13 protein-coding genes are annotated in these 15,770 nt (G+C 75.3%); 2 read left to right on the top strand and 11 right to left on the bottom strand.

Annotated features, from left to right (window positions below; all coding sequences use genetic code 11):
- Window positions 1-111: 111 nt before the first annotated feature.
- The 10 genes from BLR33_RS07445 to BLR33_RS07405 all read right to left on the bottom strand — a co-directional run bounded on the left by BLR33_RS07445 (window position 112) and on the right by BLR33_RS07405 (window position 10,740).
- Entirely contained in the window at window positions 112-2,112 is a 2,001-nt protein-coding gene (locus tag BLR33_RS07445; protein WP_107408851.1) for an HEXXH motif domain-containing protein, read from the bottom strand.
- Window positions 2,109-2,309, bottom strand: coding sequence for a hypothetical protein (locus BLR33_RS34215; protein ID WP_107408850.1), 201 nt, complete (start codon window positions 2,307-2,309; stop codon window positions 2,109-2,111). The genes BLR33_RS07445 and BLR33_RS34215 overlap by 4 nt, the downstream gene beginning before the upstream one ends.
- A gap of 108 nt (window positions 2,310-2,417) precedes the next feature.
- Window positions 2,418-2,963, bottom strand: a complete 546-nt coding sequence (locus BLR33_RS07440; protein WP_093783483.1) for a hypothetical protein — start codon at window positions 2,961-2,963, stop codon at window positions 2,418-2,420.
- 135 nt (window positions 2,964-3,098) lie between these two features.
- Complete coding sequence (locus BLR33_RS07435) at window positions 3,099-4,343, bottom strand: cytochrome P450 family protein (RefSeq protein ID WP_093783482.1); 1,245 nt, start codon at window positions 4,341-4,343, stop codon at window positions 3,099-3,101.
- A 220-nt stretch (window positions 4,344-4,563) separates the two neighbouring features.
- Complete coding sequence (locus BLR33_RS07430; RefSeq protein ID WP_093783481.1) at window positions 4,564-5,793, bottom strand: cytochrome P450; 1,230 nt, start codon at window positions 5,791-5,793, stop codon at window positions 4,564-4,566.
- Complete coding sequence (locus BLR33_RS07425; protein WP_093783480.1) at window positions 5,790-6,395, bottom strand: GTP-binding protein; 606 nt, start codon at window positions 6,393-6,395, stop codon at window positions 5,790-5,792. The genes BLR33_RS07430 and BLR33_RS07425 overlap by 4 nt, the downstream gene beginning before the upstream one ends.
- On the bottom strand, window positions 6,373-6,726 hold the full coding sequence (locus BLR33_RS07420) for a DUF742 domain-containing protein (protein WP_093783479.1): 354 nt from the start codon (window positions 6,724-6,726) through the stop codon (window positions 6,373-6,375). Before BLR33_RS07420 ends, BLR33_RS07425 begins: the two co-directional genes overlap by 23 nt.
- Window positions 6,723-7,157: a roadblock/LC7 domain-containing protein gene (locus BLR33_RS07415; RefSeq protein WP_093783478.1), complete on the bottom strand. Its 435-nt coding sequence runs from the start codon at window positions 7,155-7,157 to the stop codon at window positions 6,723-6,725. The genes BLR33_RS07420 and BLR33_RS07415 overlap by 4 nt, the downstream gene beginning before the upstream one ends.
- Window positions 7,158-7,159: 2 nt before the next feature.
- A complete protein-coding gene (locus tag BLR33_RS07410; protein WP_093783477.1) occupies window positions 7,160-8,566 on the bottom strand; it encodes an ATP-binding protein in 1,407 nt (468 codons plus the stop codon).
- Window positions 8,567-9,999: 1,433 nt separating this feature from the next.
- Window positions 10,000-10,740 (bottom strand): TetR/AcrR family transcriptional regulator, encoded by a 741-nt coding sequence (locus BLR33_RS07405; RefSeq protein ID WP_093783476.1) that lies wholly within the window; start codon window positions 10,738-10,740, stop codon window positions 10,000-10,002.
- A gap of 137 nt (window positions 10,741-10,877) precedes the next feature.
- Between BLR33_RS07405 and BLR33_RS07400 the strand changes: the two genes are divergently transcribed.
- Window positions 10,878-11,807, top strand: a complete 930-nt coding sequence (locus tag BLR33_RS07400) for an SDR family oxidoreductase (protein ID WP_093783475.1) — start codon at window positions 10,878-10,880, stop codon at window positions 11,805-11,807.
- Between the two features lie 69 nt (window positions 11,808-11,876).
- Here BLR33_RS07400 and BLR33_RS07395 read toward each other — a convergent pair whose 3' ends face one another.
- Window positions 11,877-14,297, bottom strand: coding sequence for a phosphatidylglycerol lysyltransferase domain-containing protein (locus tag BLR33_RS07395; RefSeq protein WP_093783474.1), 2,421 nt, complete (start codon window positions 14,295-14,297; stop codon window positions 11,877-11,879).
- Between the two features lie 286 nt (window positions 14,298-14,583).
- Between BLR33_RS07395 and BLR33_RS07390 the strand changes: the two genes are divergently transcribed.
- Window positions 14,584-15,630, top strand: a complete 1,047-nt coding sequence (locus tag BLR33_RS07390) for a LacI family DNA-binding transcriptional regulator (RefSeq protein ID WP_093783473.1) — start codon at window positions 14,584-14,586, stop codon at window positions 15,628-15,630.
- Window positions 15,631-15,770: the final 140 nt, after the last annotated feature.

The following is a 15,770-nucleotide window of genomic DNA, read 5'->3' as shown; positions in this document are numbered from 1 at the left end:
GCGGAGCCACCGGGTTCGGTCCTCCCTGGCGACCGCCGAGGTGGGCCAGGACGCGGACGGGTGGGCCGCTGCCTGGGGGACGGCGTCAACGGGGTTGCGGGGCATCCCGGTTCAGTCGTCCGTGGGGACCGCCGGGGCGAGCCAGGAGGCGACGGCTTCCGGTGACGGCGGTGGGCCGGCGCCCGGGGGCAGGGCGAGCAGCACCGCGCGGTGCAGGGCCGCCGCCCACTCCGGGCGGGCGAGCAGCGTACGGCGGGCCCGGGGGTCGTCCGTGGTCAGGCCGAGCCCGGCCCAGGCGTAGGCGTCGGCGCGCACCACACCGCGCCCGGCGGTGTCCTCCGAGCCGTAGCCGGGTGCGCCGGTGCCCGCGCCCTGGATCCGGGCCAGGTAGGCGGCACGGGCGGCCGCCCGCTCGCCGCGCGCCCACAGCAGGTCGGCCGTGCCGGCCGGCGGCGGCTCGCCCCCGCCCGACAGGCGCTCGGGCGCGCTGAACCGCAGCCGCAGCAGCGCGCCCCGCAGCGGCGGCAGCACCGGGCCCGGGTTCAGGCGCCCGCCCAGCGGTCCGGCCGGCGGCGGCTCGCCCGCCAGCAGGGCCGCCGCGTACTGCTCAACCCGCGTAGCGGGCGGCTGCAGATGGGCCAGCCGGTACAGCATCCGGTGGTCGGCGACCGCCTCCCGGGCCGCCCACTCGGCCGCCGCGGGCACCGGCTCGCGCAGCAGCGCCGCCACCGCGGCCTCCATCCGAGCGGCGAACTCCATGCCCGCCTCCGTCAGCGGCGCCCAGTCCCGTACCGTGCGCAGCCCCGTCCACGACTGGGTCCGGCGCAGCGCGAACTCGAAATCCGCCGTCGCCTGCCGCTTCCCGCCCTCGCCGGCCGCGAGCGCGCCCCAGAAGCGGCAGACGCCGAGGAAGGCGTAGGTGCCCTGCAGGATGCCGCGCACCGGCCGCGGGTCGGCCCGCCAGGGGGAGTAGTGCCGCTCCTCCAGGCCGCCCTTGCGCAGCAGCGGCACCAGGTCGTCCAGCGCGCTGAGCTTGATGTGCTGGGCCTCGTGCACCAGGGTCGCCGCGAGCTCGGAGGGGCTGTCGGGCAGGCTGGCCAGCACCCCGCCGAAGGAGTCGGGCGCGGTGCCGCTGAAGGTGCCCGCGGGGCCCCGGTCGGGCAGCGGTGCCAGCGAGAGCAGGGCGGCGGAAAGGCCCGAGGGGTCCACCGCGTCCTGCCGGTCGAGCAGCTCCCAGGCCGCGGCGAACAGCTCCTGCCAGCGGGCGAGTTCGGCCGGGCCGAGCCGTTCGGCGCGCGAGGGGCGCTGGAAGTTGCGCCAGGGGTCCAGGTCGTCGACGACCATCGCGGCCGGCACGGCCGCGCCCGGGGCCGAGGAGAGCCGGCGCAGCGCCCACCAGCCGGGACCGTCGGCGTCCGGCTGGTCGACGCGCACCTGCGTCCCCGGCCAGGTCACCCACGCGGGGCCGCCAGGGACGTCGCGGAACACCTCGGCCGTCGCCCGCCCGTCGATGCCGGGCGCGGTGGCGGCCAGCGGCGAGACCGCAGGCGCGGCCGCGTACCGGCCGGGGCCGCCGGCGGCGCGCTCGGCGGGGGAGGGGGCGCGGCCGGTGGCGGGCAGCAGCACCCCGCCGTCGATCAGCGGCACCGGCAGCCGGAAGGGCAGCCCGGCGCGTACGGCGGCCGCGGCCGCGAGCGCGTGCAGGTAGCCCGCCGCCTCCCAGCCGATCTGCGCGGGCGGCTCCTCGCGCCGTCTGGCCGGCCACAGCGCGCGGGTCACCGCGCCCAGCCAGCCGCCGGCGTGAGGGTGCATCAGCACGGTGTCCAGGGCCGCCGGATCGGCCCGTTCGGCCGCCAGCAGCAGCGACCAGGCGGCCTCGGCGGCGGGCAGCGGCGCCAGCAGGTCGGGGCGCTCGCGCAGCGACATCACCAGCGCCCGCACCATCAGCAGGCGGCGGCTGCGCTGGCCGGCCCGCAAGGTGGCGAGCGCGGCGGAGTCGCCGCCGCCGTCGGCCAGTTGCAGGAAGTGCGCGGTGGCGAGCCGGTGCTCGCCTGGTGGGTGGTCTCCGAGTAAGTGGCCGCTTGCCGCAGCCGGGTGGGTCGCGTCCGTCACTCGCCGGGTCCGGCCTCTGGGGTCGCAGGGCAGCCGCCGGAGTCCTGGGCCGTCGCCATCGTCGGCCGCCGGGAGGTGTCGAGCAGCAGGTCCGTGGCCAGATCCAGCGCGGTGGCGTCCAAGGAGCCGAGGTCCGCGAGCGAGACCCCGGAGAGGTCCAGCAACTCGCAGTCCACCTCCGCTGCGGTCAGGTCCATGACGTTTCCCTCATCTCACTCGTCACACAATGTCCCGGTCTTCATGGTGGCGCAACGGACGACCGTAGTGGAAGACGGGCGTCGGCCGCGGCCGCGGCCCGCCACCGGTCACAGGTCCGCGTACAGGACGATCTGCCAGGCCAGCACCGCCAGCGCCGCGCTCTCCGCGGCCGAGACCGCCAGCAGCGCCGGGCCGCCGTCGCCGGTCGCCCACCACACCACCAGGGCGGCGGCCGCCGACCCGCAGAACGCCAGCAGGTCCACGGCCAGTTGCAGGTACTTGCGGGCCGACCGGCGCGGGTCGGCGCGGTGCGCGGACTCCCAGCCGAAGACCGCCTCCCGCGTGGCGGCCAGCGCCGCCAGCCGCGGTGCCAGGACGGTGCGCACATAGCGGCCGATCGCCGAGATCTTCTCGTCGTTGACCAGGTACGTCCAGCCCAGCAGCAGCGACACCGGCGGGAGCAGCAGCAGGGCCGCCGGCAGGCCGGCCTGCACCGCGCCCACCGCGGCGGCCGCCACCGATGCCAGCATCGCGTACAGCAGGTTGTCCCGGAAGCCGATCCGTGCCTGCTGCTCGGCCTTGACCTGCTGGTACTCCAGCACCAGCAGCTCCGCCTCCGTGACGCCGCCGCCGTCACCACCTGCGACCGCCATACCCCCCTCCTTCCCGGGACGGCCGGGGCGTATCCGCGATCGACCGCGGATACGCCCCGGAATGCTCCCGTACGCCCCTTTCGCTCCTCTGATCGGTGCGCAACGCATGGACCACAGAGGCGTCCGGAGCCGCCCTCAGGCCCCCGTGGCCGGCCGCAGCCGGATCGGCAGCCGCTGGTGGCCGTTGGTGATGAGCGAGGGTACGCGGTCCAACGCCGAGGCGGGAACGGCCAGTTCGGCATCCGGGAAGCGGTCGAAGAACGCCTTGAGGGCGACCGTGCCCTCCAGCCGGGCCAGCGGGGCCCCCAGGCAGAAGTGCACGCCGTGGCCGAAGGCCAGGTGCTCGGGACCCGGCGCACTGCGGGTGATGTCGAAGGTGCCGGCGCTCTCGCCGTGCCAGTCGGGGTGCCGGTTCGCGGCCGCGTACGCCGCCAGGATCGGCTCGCCCGCCGGGATCACCCCGCCCTCGGGCAGCGGGATGTCGCGCACCGCGAACCGCAGCGGCAGGTTCTTCACCGCGGGCTCGAAGCGCAGCGTCTCCTCCACCACGCTGCCCCAGTCCGCCTGCCCCGAGCGCACCAGCGCCAGTTGATCGGGGTGGGAGAGCAGCGCGGTGATCGCCTGGTCCAGCAGGTTGACGGTGGTCTCGTAGCCGGCGCTGATCATCAGCAGCAGGGTGTCGCGCAGCTCGGTCTCCTCCAGCGCCGAGCCGTCGCCCTCCTCGTCGCGCGCGGCGATCAGCAGGGAGGTCATGTCGTCGCCCGGCGCGGCCCGCTTGGCGGCGATCAGGTCGTCCAGGATGCCGTAGAGGCGCACCGTGTTGGCCATCGCCTCCTCGGGGGTCAGCGTGGTGGAGAACACCCCGTCGACCACCGTGCGGAAGCCCGCCTGCTGCTCCTCGGGGAGCCCCATCAGATGGCTGATCACCTTGATCGGGATCGGGTAGGCGAACACCTCGCGCACGTCGGTGGCCTCGCCGGGCGCGGTCGTGGCCGCCATCTCGTCCAGCAGATCGGCCACGATCTGCTCGATCCGCTCGCCGAGCGCGGCTATTCGGCGCGCGCTGAAGGCCGGGGCGACCAGCCGGCGCAGCCGCCGGTGGTCGCCGCCGTACGCGGTGAACATGTTGTGCACCGACACCCACAGGGCCAGCGGCCAGGTGGCCACCGCGTGCTCGTAGCCCGGCCAGTGCTGCCGGCCGTCCTTCGAGACGTCGGGGCCGGTCAGCAACTGCTTGAGCAGGGCGGGGTCGGTGACCGCCCACGCGGTCACGCCGAGGATGTCGACGCGGACCGCGCTTCCCGCGGCACGCAGCTTCGCGTGCTCGCTGTCCGGGTCGGAACCGGTGGGGTCCAGGACGAGGGGCTGGGTCAGGGACACGGAAGTCTCCGTTCTGGCCGGCGGCACGCCGGCGCTGGGTGGCTCTGACGGGACTGGACTTGGGCTGGCTGGGACTGACTCGGTCCGGCTCGGGCCGGCTCAGGTCGGCTCAGGCCGGCTCGGGCGGGAAGGGCGCTGCTTTGCGCCGGACCCGAGCCGGCTCGGGCCGGACGTGACCCGGACCTGAGCGGGACGTGATCCGGACTGCGCCGGCGGCAGGTCAGTCCTGGGGCACGGGCGGTACGGGCGGGAAGGTGACCGGCAGTGCCGCGAGCGCGCGGTGCCAGGGCCCCGGACGCCACGTCAGCTCCTCGTCCGGCACCGCCAGGTCCATCTCCGGCAGCGCGTCCACCAGGGAGGTCAGGGCGGTCTCGGCGATGAGGTAGGCGTGCGACTTCGCCGGGCACTGGTGCGGGCCGTTGCTCCACGCCAGGTGCGAGCGGTTGCCGGCGCGGGTGCCGGGGGCCGAGCCGATCGACGGGTCGTTGTTCGCCGCCGCCATCGAGATCACCACCGGCTGGTGCGCGGGCAGCCGCACCCCCTCGACGTCCACCGGCTGCGGCGGGTAGCTCACGCAGTACGAGGCCATCGGCGGGTCGGTGAAGAGCACCTCGTCCAGAGCGTCCCGTACCGACAGGCTGCCGGCGTGCAGGTTGCCCGAGAAGCGCTCGTCGGTCAGCAGCACCCGCAGCGTGTTGGTGATCAGGTTCGTGGTCGGCTCGATGCCGGCGCCGTAGAGCGTGACCAGCTGGTGGTCCATCTCCTCGTCGGTCAGCCCGGCCGGGTGGTCCACCAGGCGGCTGGTGACGTCGTCGCCTGGGGTCTCGCGCTTGAGTGCCGTCAGGTCGCGCAGCGCCTGCCCCAGCAGCATGTTGCCGGCCGCCGCGTCCACCCCCTCGAAGATCGCCGCCATGCCGCTGGCCACCCGCTGCCCGATCTCGGCGGGGCAGCCCAGCATCTCGTTGAGCACCCGGAAGGCGATCGGCCAGGCGTACTCGGTGAGCAGGTCGGCGTGGCCGGTCGGGCTGAACTGGCTGATCGTTTCGGCGGCGACCCGCTCCACCGTGGCGCGCAGCTGGTGCTGGTTGACCCGGTCCAGGCTGTCGGTGTTCGCCGACCGGTAGCGGGTGTGGGCCTCGCCGGCCGAACGCAGCGCGTTGGGCCGCCACTCCAGCATCGGCCGCACCGGGCAGTCCTCGGGCACCGTGCGCTGCCACTCGCGCGGGTCGGCCGGGAAGCGCACCGGGTCGTTGAGGATGCGCAGCGCCTGCTGGTAGCCGATGACCAGCGTGGCCGGGATGCCCGGCGACAGCTCCACCGGCACCAGCGGGCCGAACTCGGCCCGCATCCGGTCGTAGGTGCCGTGCGGGTCGGCGGCGAACTCCTCGGTGTACAGCGGGAAGTACCGCTCCGGCGCGGTGGTGGCCGGAGCGGGGGAGGGGGACGTCACGGGTGGGGCTCCAGTTGACGGGCGGACAGGTATTCGACGAGCGTGATCAGCGCCCGCAGGCAGCTCTGCCGGTCGCGGGCGTCGCAGGAGGTCAGCGGTGTGCTGTCGGCCAGGTCCAGCGCCTGGCGGATCTCCTCCTCGGGGTAGTCCTTGGCGCCCTCGAACCGGTTGACCGCGACCGCGTACGGGGTGCCGTGCTCCTCCAGCAGGTCCAGCACGTCGTGGCAGCGGTCCAGGTCGCGGGTGTCCACCAGCACCAGCGCGCCCAGGGCGCCGTCGGCCAGCCCCTCCCACAGCGGCCGGAACCGCACCTGCCCGGGGGTGCCGAACAGGTAGAGCACCAGCGACTCGTTCAGGTGCAGCCGCCCGAAGTCCATGGCGACGGTGGTGGTGGTCTTGTGCGGGGTGCCGCGCAGGTCGTCCACGCCGACGCTGGCCTCGGTCATCGTCTCGTCCATCCGCAGCACCAGCGGCGCCACGCTGCCCACCAAGGTGGTCTTGCCGACTCCGAACGGGCCGGTGATCAGCAGCTTGGCCGAGCGCGTCACCGTGGGCGGGTTGTACGCGATCCGGGGGGTCTCAGGCGATGGAGCGGAGCCCATGCAGCACTTCCTTCAGCAGGTCGGCGGAGGGGGCGTCGGCGCGCACGCGCCGGCTCGGGGCGGCGAGGTGGCCGGTGTCGATCAGCCCGGAGACCAGGATCCGCACCACCGAGGGCGGCAGGTCCAGCCCGGCGGCGATCTCGGCCACCGCGAGCACCCCGCCCCTGCACAGGTCCAGCACGCGCCGCGCGTCGGGCTCCAGACCCTGCGTCAGCGGGTCGTGCACGGCGATCACCAGCGTCTCCAGGCGCACATCGCGCGAGGGGCGGCTGCGCCCGCCGGTGCGGACATAGGGCCTGACCACATCGGGGTCACGCCGCGGACCGCTCACCTCGGCCGACCGCCGTCGGCCGCTCCCTGCCGCTCCGGGCTGACCAGTTCGTGTCCGACCCGCTGGGAGAGCGCGTTCATCCGCTCGCTGATCAGGCCGATGTCGCTGTCGAGGTCGGCGCACACCGCCAGCAGCGAGTTCTCCGCCGCCGCGGAGGTCAGCCCGATCCACTGGTCGGTCTCGATCAGGTGCTGGCGCACCGCGTTGGGCCGGTCCGGCCGCCCGGTGACCTCGGCCCAGGCCAGGCCAGCCGCCCGCAGCGCCGCGGTGACGGCGGCCAGCTTGTCGCCGGTGTCCTTGTCGATCGTCTTGGTGTACGAGCTGAGCAGGCCGTCGGAGGTCATGTGGACCGCGAACCGGACCCCGGGGCAGCTGCCGAGGTGCTCGTCCAGCAGCCAGCCCAGCGCGTTGTCGTCGTGAGCTTTGAGCATGGTCAGGAATCGCCCTTCGAAGAGGCGGACTCGGAGTCCGTGAGACGGCCGCGGCGGGAGCCGTCGACCCAGGCGGCGGCGATGTCGGGGCGGCCCGGGCGCACCTCCTGCGGCTCCGGCAGCGGAGCGGCGGTCTGCGCCGGCACCCGGCGGCGGCGCCGGGTCAGCCCGCTGGCGGTGGTGCCGCCCGGCGCGGACTGCCCTGCCTGCTGCGCCGCCTGCCCGGCCGGCTCGGGGCTCTGCCCGCCGTACGAGCGGGCCGGGTAGGGCTGGTGGGCGGTCGGCACGTCGTCGGGCACCGCGGTCAGCAGCGCGCTCGGTACGAACACCAGGGCCCGGGTGCCGCCGAAGAGGTTCGGGGCGTCCAGATCGACTCGGAAGCCGTAGCGCGCGGCCAGCAGCGAGGCCACCCGGAAGCCGGTCTGCGGATAGGCGCCCAGGGCGTGGATGTCCACCGGCTCCTTGCCGGTGAGGATCGCCCGGGCCCGGTCCAGCTGCTCCTGGCTCATCTGCAGGCCGGCGTCGTCGATGATGACGGTGACGCCGTTGTGGCCGGTGCGGAAGGACACCTCGGCGTAGGCGGTCGGCGGCGAGTAGCGCACCGCGTTGTCCAGCAGGATCGCCAGGGTGTGCACCAGCGCCTCGACCGCGCGCGGCACCACGCCCTGGTCCAGCTCCTGCGTGCGCACCCGCTCGTAGCCCTGCACGCGGCCCATGGCGGCGCGGGCGATGTCCGTGAAGGAGGTGGCGGGCAGCCGCCGGCCGAGGGTGCCGCCGGCCAGCACCATGTAGCCCTGGGCGACGCGCAGCATCTGCTGGGAGGTGTGGTCGATGCCCATCAGCGTGGCGTACGCCTCGTCGTCCTGGTGGACCCGCACCCCGGTGCTGATCTCCTCGGCCAGCTCCGCGCCGAGGCTGACCAGGGCGGTGGCGAAGGTGAGCACCGCGGCCCTGGTCGCGTCGCGCGCGTCGTTGTGGGCGCGGGCGACGCGCTCCTCGGCGGTGCGGTCGGCGGCGGCCCGCACCTCCTCGCGCAGGGACCGCATCAGGTCGGTGTGCCGCGTCACCAGCTCCTCGATGCGCCGGGCCGCGGTGGTGCCCACCAGCGGCGGCGGCATCACCAGTTCGACCTCGCGGGCCTCCTCGGACTCCAGTGCGGCGGCGCCCACCTCGGACAGGCCCGCCCCCGCCAGGTAGGCCAGCGCGTCCTCCACCGCCTGCTGCTGCTCGGCGAGGTGGCGCACGCGGCTCTGCTCGGCGGTCACCGTGGCCTGGTGCTGCTGCACCAGTTGCTCGGTGCGGCGGGTCTGCCGGCGGGCCGCGCCGCGGAAGCGCACCGCCATGGCGACGGCGACCAGCGCGACGACCAGCAGCACTGCGGCGGCCGTCTCCAGTATCGAAGTGGTCATCAGATCCTCGGGAATCAGGACGCGGCGCTGGACCCGTCCGGGGTGCGCGGTGACTCGGTGACTGGGGACGACGCCGGATGGTGCGGTGCCGTGGGGCCGATGGGGGGCGCGGCAGCCGGGGCCGCCGCTGCTGCCGGCCGTCCGTCACCGCCGGTGCGGTGGCCGCCCGCGGGGCACGCCGCCCTGCGGCCGGATTCCGGCCCGGTCGGGTGCTTTCGGCCCGGGTGCGCCGGGTGCGGGCAGCCCGAAACCGCTTTCGGATCATATACAGCGGCCAGGTCCCCGCCAACCCGCTGCTTTCGGGCCGGCGGCCGCCGGGCAAAAGGCGGCGAATACGGGTGAGCGGTCGGGATTCGCAACCGGGAAATCCGCCTCCTCGTCCGAAGTCCGCCGGATGGCCGCCACCCGGGAACGCGGAAGTCCGCGACGGGCGGGGTGTGGTGGTGGCCGCGGGCCGTCGGGCGGCGGGCGCGGTGGCCGCGTGCGGTCCCGAAGGCGCCGCACGGCCCGCCACCGGACGGGAGCCTACCGTCGTGCGGGGGAAAGGGAGTTGGTGACGGCGAGGCTCACCCGGACGGCGCCGCGCGGTGGCGGATTTCCGGCCAACGGCCGGGGCGCGGGTTTCGGACGCGGTGTTGACGCGTCCCGCGGGACGTTGCGGCAGGGTGCCGGGGGTGTGCGCGGGCGGCGCGCGGCGGGGGAGGCGGGCAGCGCCGACTCCGTTCGGGGGTACGGGAGATGCCCTGGTCATGGCCAGAACTCGCCGGTAGCAAAGGAGGGGTTCGGCCGTTTCGGACGGCTGCTCGGGACAACTGTGCTACGGGCAGGGCGGGAAGCGGTGTGACGTATGTGACACGAGGTGGGGCGGGTGCCGTTCGGCTGGGTGGCGGGAGGTGGAGCCGGCGGGGAGGCCGGCGGGGGTCGCACCGGGGTACGGGCGGGGGGTCGTGCGGGATGCGCTCGGGAGGCGAGGGCGGATCGGCCGGGGTGCCGTCCCGAGGCTCGTGCATGACGGAGCGTCAGGTTGTGCAGGATTCGTGAGGGGTGCGTCGATCGGCCCTGCGGAGTGCGATCAGGCGCCGCAGGGCGGCCGCTGCCGCTCCCGGTGCGGGTGTTCGGGGGTCTACGAGGGGTTTTCGCTCGGTGTTTTCGCGCGGTGGTGTCATGGGACGGGAGTGGCCGGCCGGACGAATTCGACTCGGAAATACGTTCGGCTTCACCATTTCCCCGCAACTGCGCACACGATTTCCGGATACCACAGTTCCCGCCTGTGAGAAAGCGGAGTTCCGGATTCGGCCACAGGTTGGCGCGATGCGATATCCGCGGATCGGCCGGGCGATGCATTTATGCCCGCGCGAGCACCGCCGAGCCTGCGGGTGTCCGCTGACGGCTGACGGCTGACGGCTGACGGCTGGCCACTGGTCACTGGCCGCTCATGGCTGCGGCTGTCCCTGGCCGGCCGCCGCTTGTGCGTTCCGGCCGGCTCCGCCGTCCTGCCTCCGTGCGAGCAGGCCCGACCCGAAGACCGACACGGACAGCCGCACCGCCTCCTCGAACGGCAGTCGCATCGCGGCGAGCGCGGGGTCGGACGCGTAGGCGGCGAGCACCGCGTCCGAGGGGTGGGCGTGGACCCACATCGCACCGGCCACCAGCAGGGTCGCGCTCGCCAGCCGGACGGTGTCCCGCTCGTCCAGCTCCGGCAGCGCCGACCCCACCAGTGCGGCCAGCGCCTGCAGTCCGTCGAGGGAGGCCCGCTTGTAGCGGATCGCCACCTCCTCCGAGACGTTGCGTTCCAGTACCGAGGCCTGGGCACCCGCGAGGTCGCACAGCACCGGCCGCTCCGCGAGGCTGGCCGCCAGTGTCGCGGCCAGCCGGTCGGTCCGGGCGTACGGGTCCGCCGTCCCGTCGACCGCGGCGGGCAGCCGTGTCGCCAGGTCCTCCAGCCAGGACCGGGTGGCGGTGTCCAGCAGGTCGAGCAGCACGGCCTCTCGGGATTCGAAGTACCGCAGCACGTTCGACTTCGCCAGGCCGACCCGCCGGCTGAGCTCGTTGAGGCTGACCTGCGCGACCGGCATCTCGGTGAGCATCGCGGCGGCGGTCTCCAGGATCGCCTGCCGGCGCTGGGCCCGCTGCTCCTCGCTGCGGGCGCGCTGGAAGTCGGATGTCGAGGTCATGGCGCCATCCTACGTAGAGACCGCCGGTCTGTTGCTATCGAACCGGCGGTCTGTTACGTTGAAGGCAACAGACCGCCGGTTCTTTATCGACGTCCCGGTCGAGAGGCCGGCGCCCCGCGCCCCCTTCGGAGACCCCCGTGTACGCCGTTCCCGACCACACCGGAAAGACCGCCGTCATCACCGGCGCCAACAGCGGCACCGGCAAGGAGGCCGCCCGCCGGCTCGCCGGGGCGGGCGCGCGGGTGATCCTCGCCGTGCGCACGCCCGCCAAGGGCGAGCAGGCCCGCGCCGAGATCCTGGCCGAGCACCCGGGCGCCGACCTGGAGGTGCGCCGCATCGACCTGGCCGACCTCGCCTCCGTGCACGCCTTCGCCGACGCGGTGCTCGCCGACGGCCCGCTCGACCTGCTGCTCAACAACGCCGGGGTGATGGCGCCGCCCCGCCGGATGACCACCGCCGACGGCTTCGAGCTGCAGTTCGGCAGCAACTTCCTGGGCCCCTTCGCGCTCACCCTGCGGCTGCTGCCCGCGATGCTGGCCGCCCCCGCGCCGCGCGTCACCACCATGAGCAGCGGCGCCGCCAGCTTCGGCCGGATCGACCTCGGCGACCTGCAGTGGGAGCGCCGCCGCTACAGCCCCGGCCTGTCCTACGCCCAGTCCAAGCTCGCCGACCTCGTGCTCACGCTGCGGCTGGCCGCCGTGGCCGAGGAGCGCGGCTGGCCGCTGATGAGCAACGCCGCCCACCCCGGCTACACCCTCACCAACCTGCAGTCCGCCGGCCCGAACCTCGGCCGCGACAAGCCCAGGCGGTCCCTCCTGGGCGATCTGCGCATCCTGCCCCACCAGGGTGTCGAGCAGGGCGCGGAACCGCTGCTCTTCGCGGCCGCCGACCCGCAGGCGAAGCCCGCCGGGTACTACGGCCCGAGCGGCCGCCTCCACCTGGTCGGCCCGACGGGCCCGGCCGGCATCCCGCGCCGTGCCCGGGACGCCTCGCTCAACGCCCGCCTGTGGGCCGAGGCCGAGCGGCTCACGGGGGCGAGCCTGCCGGCCGCGGCACGGGCCGCGTGAGGCGCCGCCGCCGGACGCCAGGCCGGGCGGCTGCCGGTGGCGTGGCGGGCTCGTCGGCTGTGACGCCGGTCAGGGGGCCGAGCGCGCCGGCTGGCGCGCGGTGCGCGGGAGCCGCCGCGGCCACGTGCCCTCCGTGAGGGCCGCGGCGGCGAGCACCCGGGGCAGCTCGGCCCGCCGCTCGTACAGAAGGTGACGCTGCGTCAGCTCGGGTTCGTAGGCCGCGGTGGACTCCTGGCGGGCGCGCGGGGGGAGGTTGAGCGAGACGCGGTCCACGTCCGCGACGGGCGGGGCGCCGGCCGACGCCCGGAGCAGGACCTCGGTGAGGACCAGGTCGACCGGGCCGGTGCCCGACTCCCGATCGTGCCGCAGCATCACCAGGGCAAGGCCGCCGGTGCCCCAGGGGGCGAAGAGCAGCAGCGCGCAGGTGCGCCCGTGGGGGTCGCGGCACTCGGCGAGCACGCAGTCGGGGTCGGCCGGGTCGCCCAGCCGCTCCAGCGCCGGGGCGCGGCCGTTCGGCCCGCGCTGCCGCCAGGCGGCGGCCAGTTGGCGCAGGCTCTCCCACTCCGGCGCGGGCACGTCCGCCTGCCGGCGCAGCAGCACCGAGTAGCCGGCCTCGGCCATCGCCCGCCGCACCTCGGCGGGCCCCGGCGGCAGCGGTCCGACGGCCACCACCGGCTCCGGGCCGCAGGGCAGGGCGCGCAGGCCGGCCGCCGCGTACACCCCGGCCGCCTCCGCGCCCGCGTGGGCCACCGCCGGCACCCAGGCGTGCCGCCGGGCGGTCTCCAGCCAGTGGCCGACGGCCGCGGGCCAGGCGGGGACGGGTCCCACCGGGTCGCCGGAGGCGAGTGCGACGCCGTTGACGACCTTGTGCACCACGGCGGCATCCCCCAGCGGCGACCAGCAGACCGTACGGTCCCGGCGCAGGGCGAGGTAGCCGAGGGAGTCGCGGCCCGCGCGCAGGAGCCGGCGCAGCCGCCGCTCGTCGGCGGGCTGTATGCGGGCCCGGCCGCGCGGCGCCCGCAGGAAGGCGAGCAGCACCAGCAGCGCGAGCGCGAGGCTCATCAGGTTGACCAGGACGTCGGCCCAGGCGGGCACCCTGATCCCGGGGTGGTCCACCAGCCCGGACAAGGTGAGCGCGCGGACCGCCGCGTAGGCCGCGCTCGGTCCCCATTGCGCGGGCGGGTCGCGGTCGGTGGCGTACACCAGCAGCGTGCCCGCGCCCGTGGCCACCGCCGCCCCCACGACCAGGCAGACCGTGCCGAGCATCGCGTTGCCCGTCGCCCCGCGGACGTTGAAGGCGGTGCGGGAGACCAGCAGGGCCAGCAGCACAGCGGCGGTGAGGGCCAGCGCGAGCCAGTTCACCGGGCGCCCCGCCGCGCCCTCGGCCGCGCTCAGGGCCACCACGACGGTCACGGTGTAGGCCGCCGAGAGGGCCGTGACGGCGATCCAGGCCGCGCGTTTGCGGCGGCGCAGGCCCACCGACAGCAGGAAGGCGAGCGCGGCGCCGGTGAAGCTCGGGCCCACCATGAAGGGGGCGACGTAGGCGCCGTTGCCGGCCTCGCGCACCCGTGAGCGCAGCGGCGGCACCAGGGCCGTCACGGCGTCCACCGCGGCCACCGCCCGCAGGTACCACACCGCCGTCCAGGCACCGGGCGAGCGCAGCGGCCGCAGCACCCGGCCGAGCAGCAGCTCCAGGCGCGAGGGCGGCACCTCCACCACCCGCGGCCCCTCGGGCGGCCGTTTGGTCAGCGACACCGGGTTGGGGGCGCCGGCGACCGCGTCCATCACCGCCGTCTTCAGCGCCATCACCCGCCGCCGCGAGCCCGCCTCGCGCCGTTCGGCCCGGGCCATCCGGCGCGGCCGCGAGGTGTAGCGCCAGCGCGCCCACGGGCTGTCCGGCCGGGCCAGCCGGATGGCGCCCACCAGGGCGAGGAAGGGCAGCATCACGCCGAGCAGCCCCGTCCACACCTTGCCCTTGAGCAGGCAGAGCACCACCAGCGCGAGCAGCACGGCGGCGATGACGTAGGAGGCGTAGGAGCGGCCGCCGACGTATCCGCCCAGCGGCGCCTGCCCGGCGAGCAGCAGGCCGATCAGCGCGACGGCGAGGATCACGGCGTCGACCGAGCGGCGCCCCTCCTCGCGCCAGTACACGTCCTCCAGGTGCAGCACCAGCGCGAACTCGTCGAGCACCAGGCCGCATCCGATGCCGAACACCACGGCGAGCACGTCGTGGGCGACCGGGCCGCCGCGCACCGCGAAGGCGCCGGTGCCGCCGACCAGCATCATCACCAGGCCGAAGACCACGTGGTGGATGTGCAGGCCGCCCGGCTGCACATTGCCCGGCCACCACGAGACGCCCTTGCGGATCATCCGCGTGCTGAACCGGATGAACAGGAAGGACGCCAACAGCCCGGCCAGCAGCAGGAACAGCTGCCGGCGGCCGGTGTCCACGGCGATGTCGACCCGCACGTCGGCGATCCAATGGCCCATCACCCCAGCGTGCGGCCCCCGCCCCCGCAGGTCCGCGAGCCGCGCGGAGCGGCGGCCCGTGCGGCGCCCGTTCGGAGCCCACCCGGACGGCGGGGCGGCCGTGGCGCGTTCGCCCGCGGTGGCCGGGGGGCGCTCGGGCCCGGCGCGTTCCGGGCCCTTTTGCGGAAAGGAGGCGGGCGGCGGGGCGGCGGCAGGTCGTGGTGCGCCCGCCCGCGGCAGCCGGCCGGCTCGGGGCGTGTCAGCGGGCAGGGGCCGGGCGGTGGGGTGGCGGTCAGGACGGCTGCCTATGCTGGGGGGAGTCTGCGGAGGAGGGGCACACGTGGCGACCCAGGGCGCGGGCCGAGTCACCATCGCCGACATCGCCCGCGAGGCGGGCGTCTCGCTGCCGACCGTCTCCCGCGTGCTCAACGGGCGCAGCGACGTCTCCCCGGCCACCCGGCGCCGGGTCGAGGACCTGCTGGCCCGGCACGGCTACCGCCGCCGCACCTCGGGCGCCGCCGGCCGGGCCGGGCTCATCGACCTCGTCTTCAACGACCTCGACAGCCCCTGGGCGGTGGAGATCCTGCGCGGGGTGGAGAAGGTCGCGCACGCCGAGGGCTTCGGCGCGGTGGTCTCCGCGGTGCACCATCGGGCCGCTTCCGCCCGCGAGTGGCTCGCCGCCCTGCGCTCGCGCAACTCCGACGGCGCCATCCTCGTCACCTCCGACCTCGTGCCGCAGATCCACGGCGAGCTGCGCGGCCTCGGCATCCCGACGGTGATCATCGACCCGGCGGGCGTGCCCACCTACGACATCCCCACGATCGGCGCGACGAACTGGGCCGGCGGGCGCAGCGCGGTGGAGCACCTGATCGGGCTCGGGCACCGGCGGATCGGCATGATCGCCGGGCCGCAGACGCTGCTGTGCAGCCGGGCCCGGCTGGACGGCTACCGCAGCGCGCTGGAGGGGGCCGGGATCGCGCTGGACGAACGGCTGGTCCGGCAGGGCGACTTCTCCCACGAGTCCGGCTTCGAGCAGGGCACCGCGCTGCTCGACCTCGCCGAGCCGCCGACCGCGGTCTTCGCCTCGGGCGACCAGATGGCCCTCGGGGTGTACGAGGCCGCGCGGCGGCACGAGTTGCGGGTGCCGGCGGACCTCAGCGTCGTCGGCTTCGACGACCTGCCGCAGGCCCGGTGGTCCCCGCCGCCGCTGACGACCGTCCGCCAGCCGCTCCCCGAGATGGGCGACGCTGCCACCCGCACCCTCCTCCAACTCGTCCGCGGCGAAACCCCGGGCGTGGTCCGCATCGAACTGGCCACGCAACTGGTCATCCGCGATAGCACGGCTCCCCGCTAGAGGGGTGCGGATACTCGCCGTAAGGGTTCCCGCCGGCGCCGACTGCCGCACCGTCGTGGCTGGGCGCGCAGTTCCCCGCGCCCCTGTACAGCTTGCCCTTTGCGCACAAAGCGAGCGCCGTACCACCCAGGGGCGCTGGG

The sequence above is a fragment of the Actinacidiphila guanduensis genome, assembly GCF_900103985.1.
Lineage (GTDB): Bacteria > Actinomycetota > Actinomycetes > Streptomycetales > Streptomycetaceae > Actinacidiphila > Actinacidiphila guanduensis.
Note: the sequence above shows the minus strand (reverse complement) of the source record. Positions and strands in the feature narration are given on the sequence as shown.

What these genes read in the sequence shown, in the direction of transcription:
- BLR33_RS07395 (WP_093783474.1), bottom strand. Translation starts at nt 14,297, where the DNA reads ATGGGCCATTGGATCGCCGACGTGCGGGTCGACATCGCCGTGGACACC.
- BLR33_RS07390 (WP_093783473.1), top strand. Translation starts at nt 14,584, where the DNA reads ATGCTGGGGGGAGTCTGCGGAGGAGGGGCACACGTGGCGACCCAGGGC.
- BLR33_RS07425 (WP_093783480.1), bottom strand. Translation starts at nt 6,395, where the DNA reads ATGGGCTCCGCTCCATCGCCTGAGACCCCCCGGATCGCGTACAACCCG.
- BLR33_RS07415 (WP_093783478.1), bottom strand. Translation starts at nt 7,157, where the DNA reads ATGCTCAAAGCTCACGACGACAACGCGCTGGGCTGGCTGCTGGACGAG.
- BLR33_RS07440 (WP_093783483.1), bottom strand. Translation starts at nt 2,963, where the DNA reads ATGGCGGTCGCAGGTGGTGACGGCGGCGGCGTCACGGAGGCGGAGCTG.
- BLR33_RS07405 (WP_093783476.1), bottom strand. Translation starts at nt 10,740, where the DNA reads ATGACCTCGACATCCGACTTCCAGCGCGCCCGCAGCGAGGAGCAGCGG.
- BLR33_RS34215 (WP_107408850.1), bottom strand. Translation starts at nt 2,309, where the DNA reads ATGGACCTGACCGCAGCGGAGGTGGACTGCGAGTTGCTGGACCTCTCC.
- BLR33_RS07410 (WP_093783477.1), bottom strand. Translation starts at nt 8,566, where the DNA reads ATGACCACTTCGATACTGGAGACGGCCGCCGCAGTGCTGCTGGTCGTC.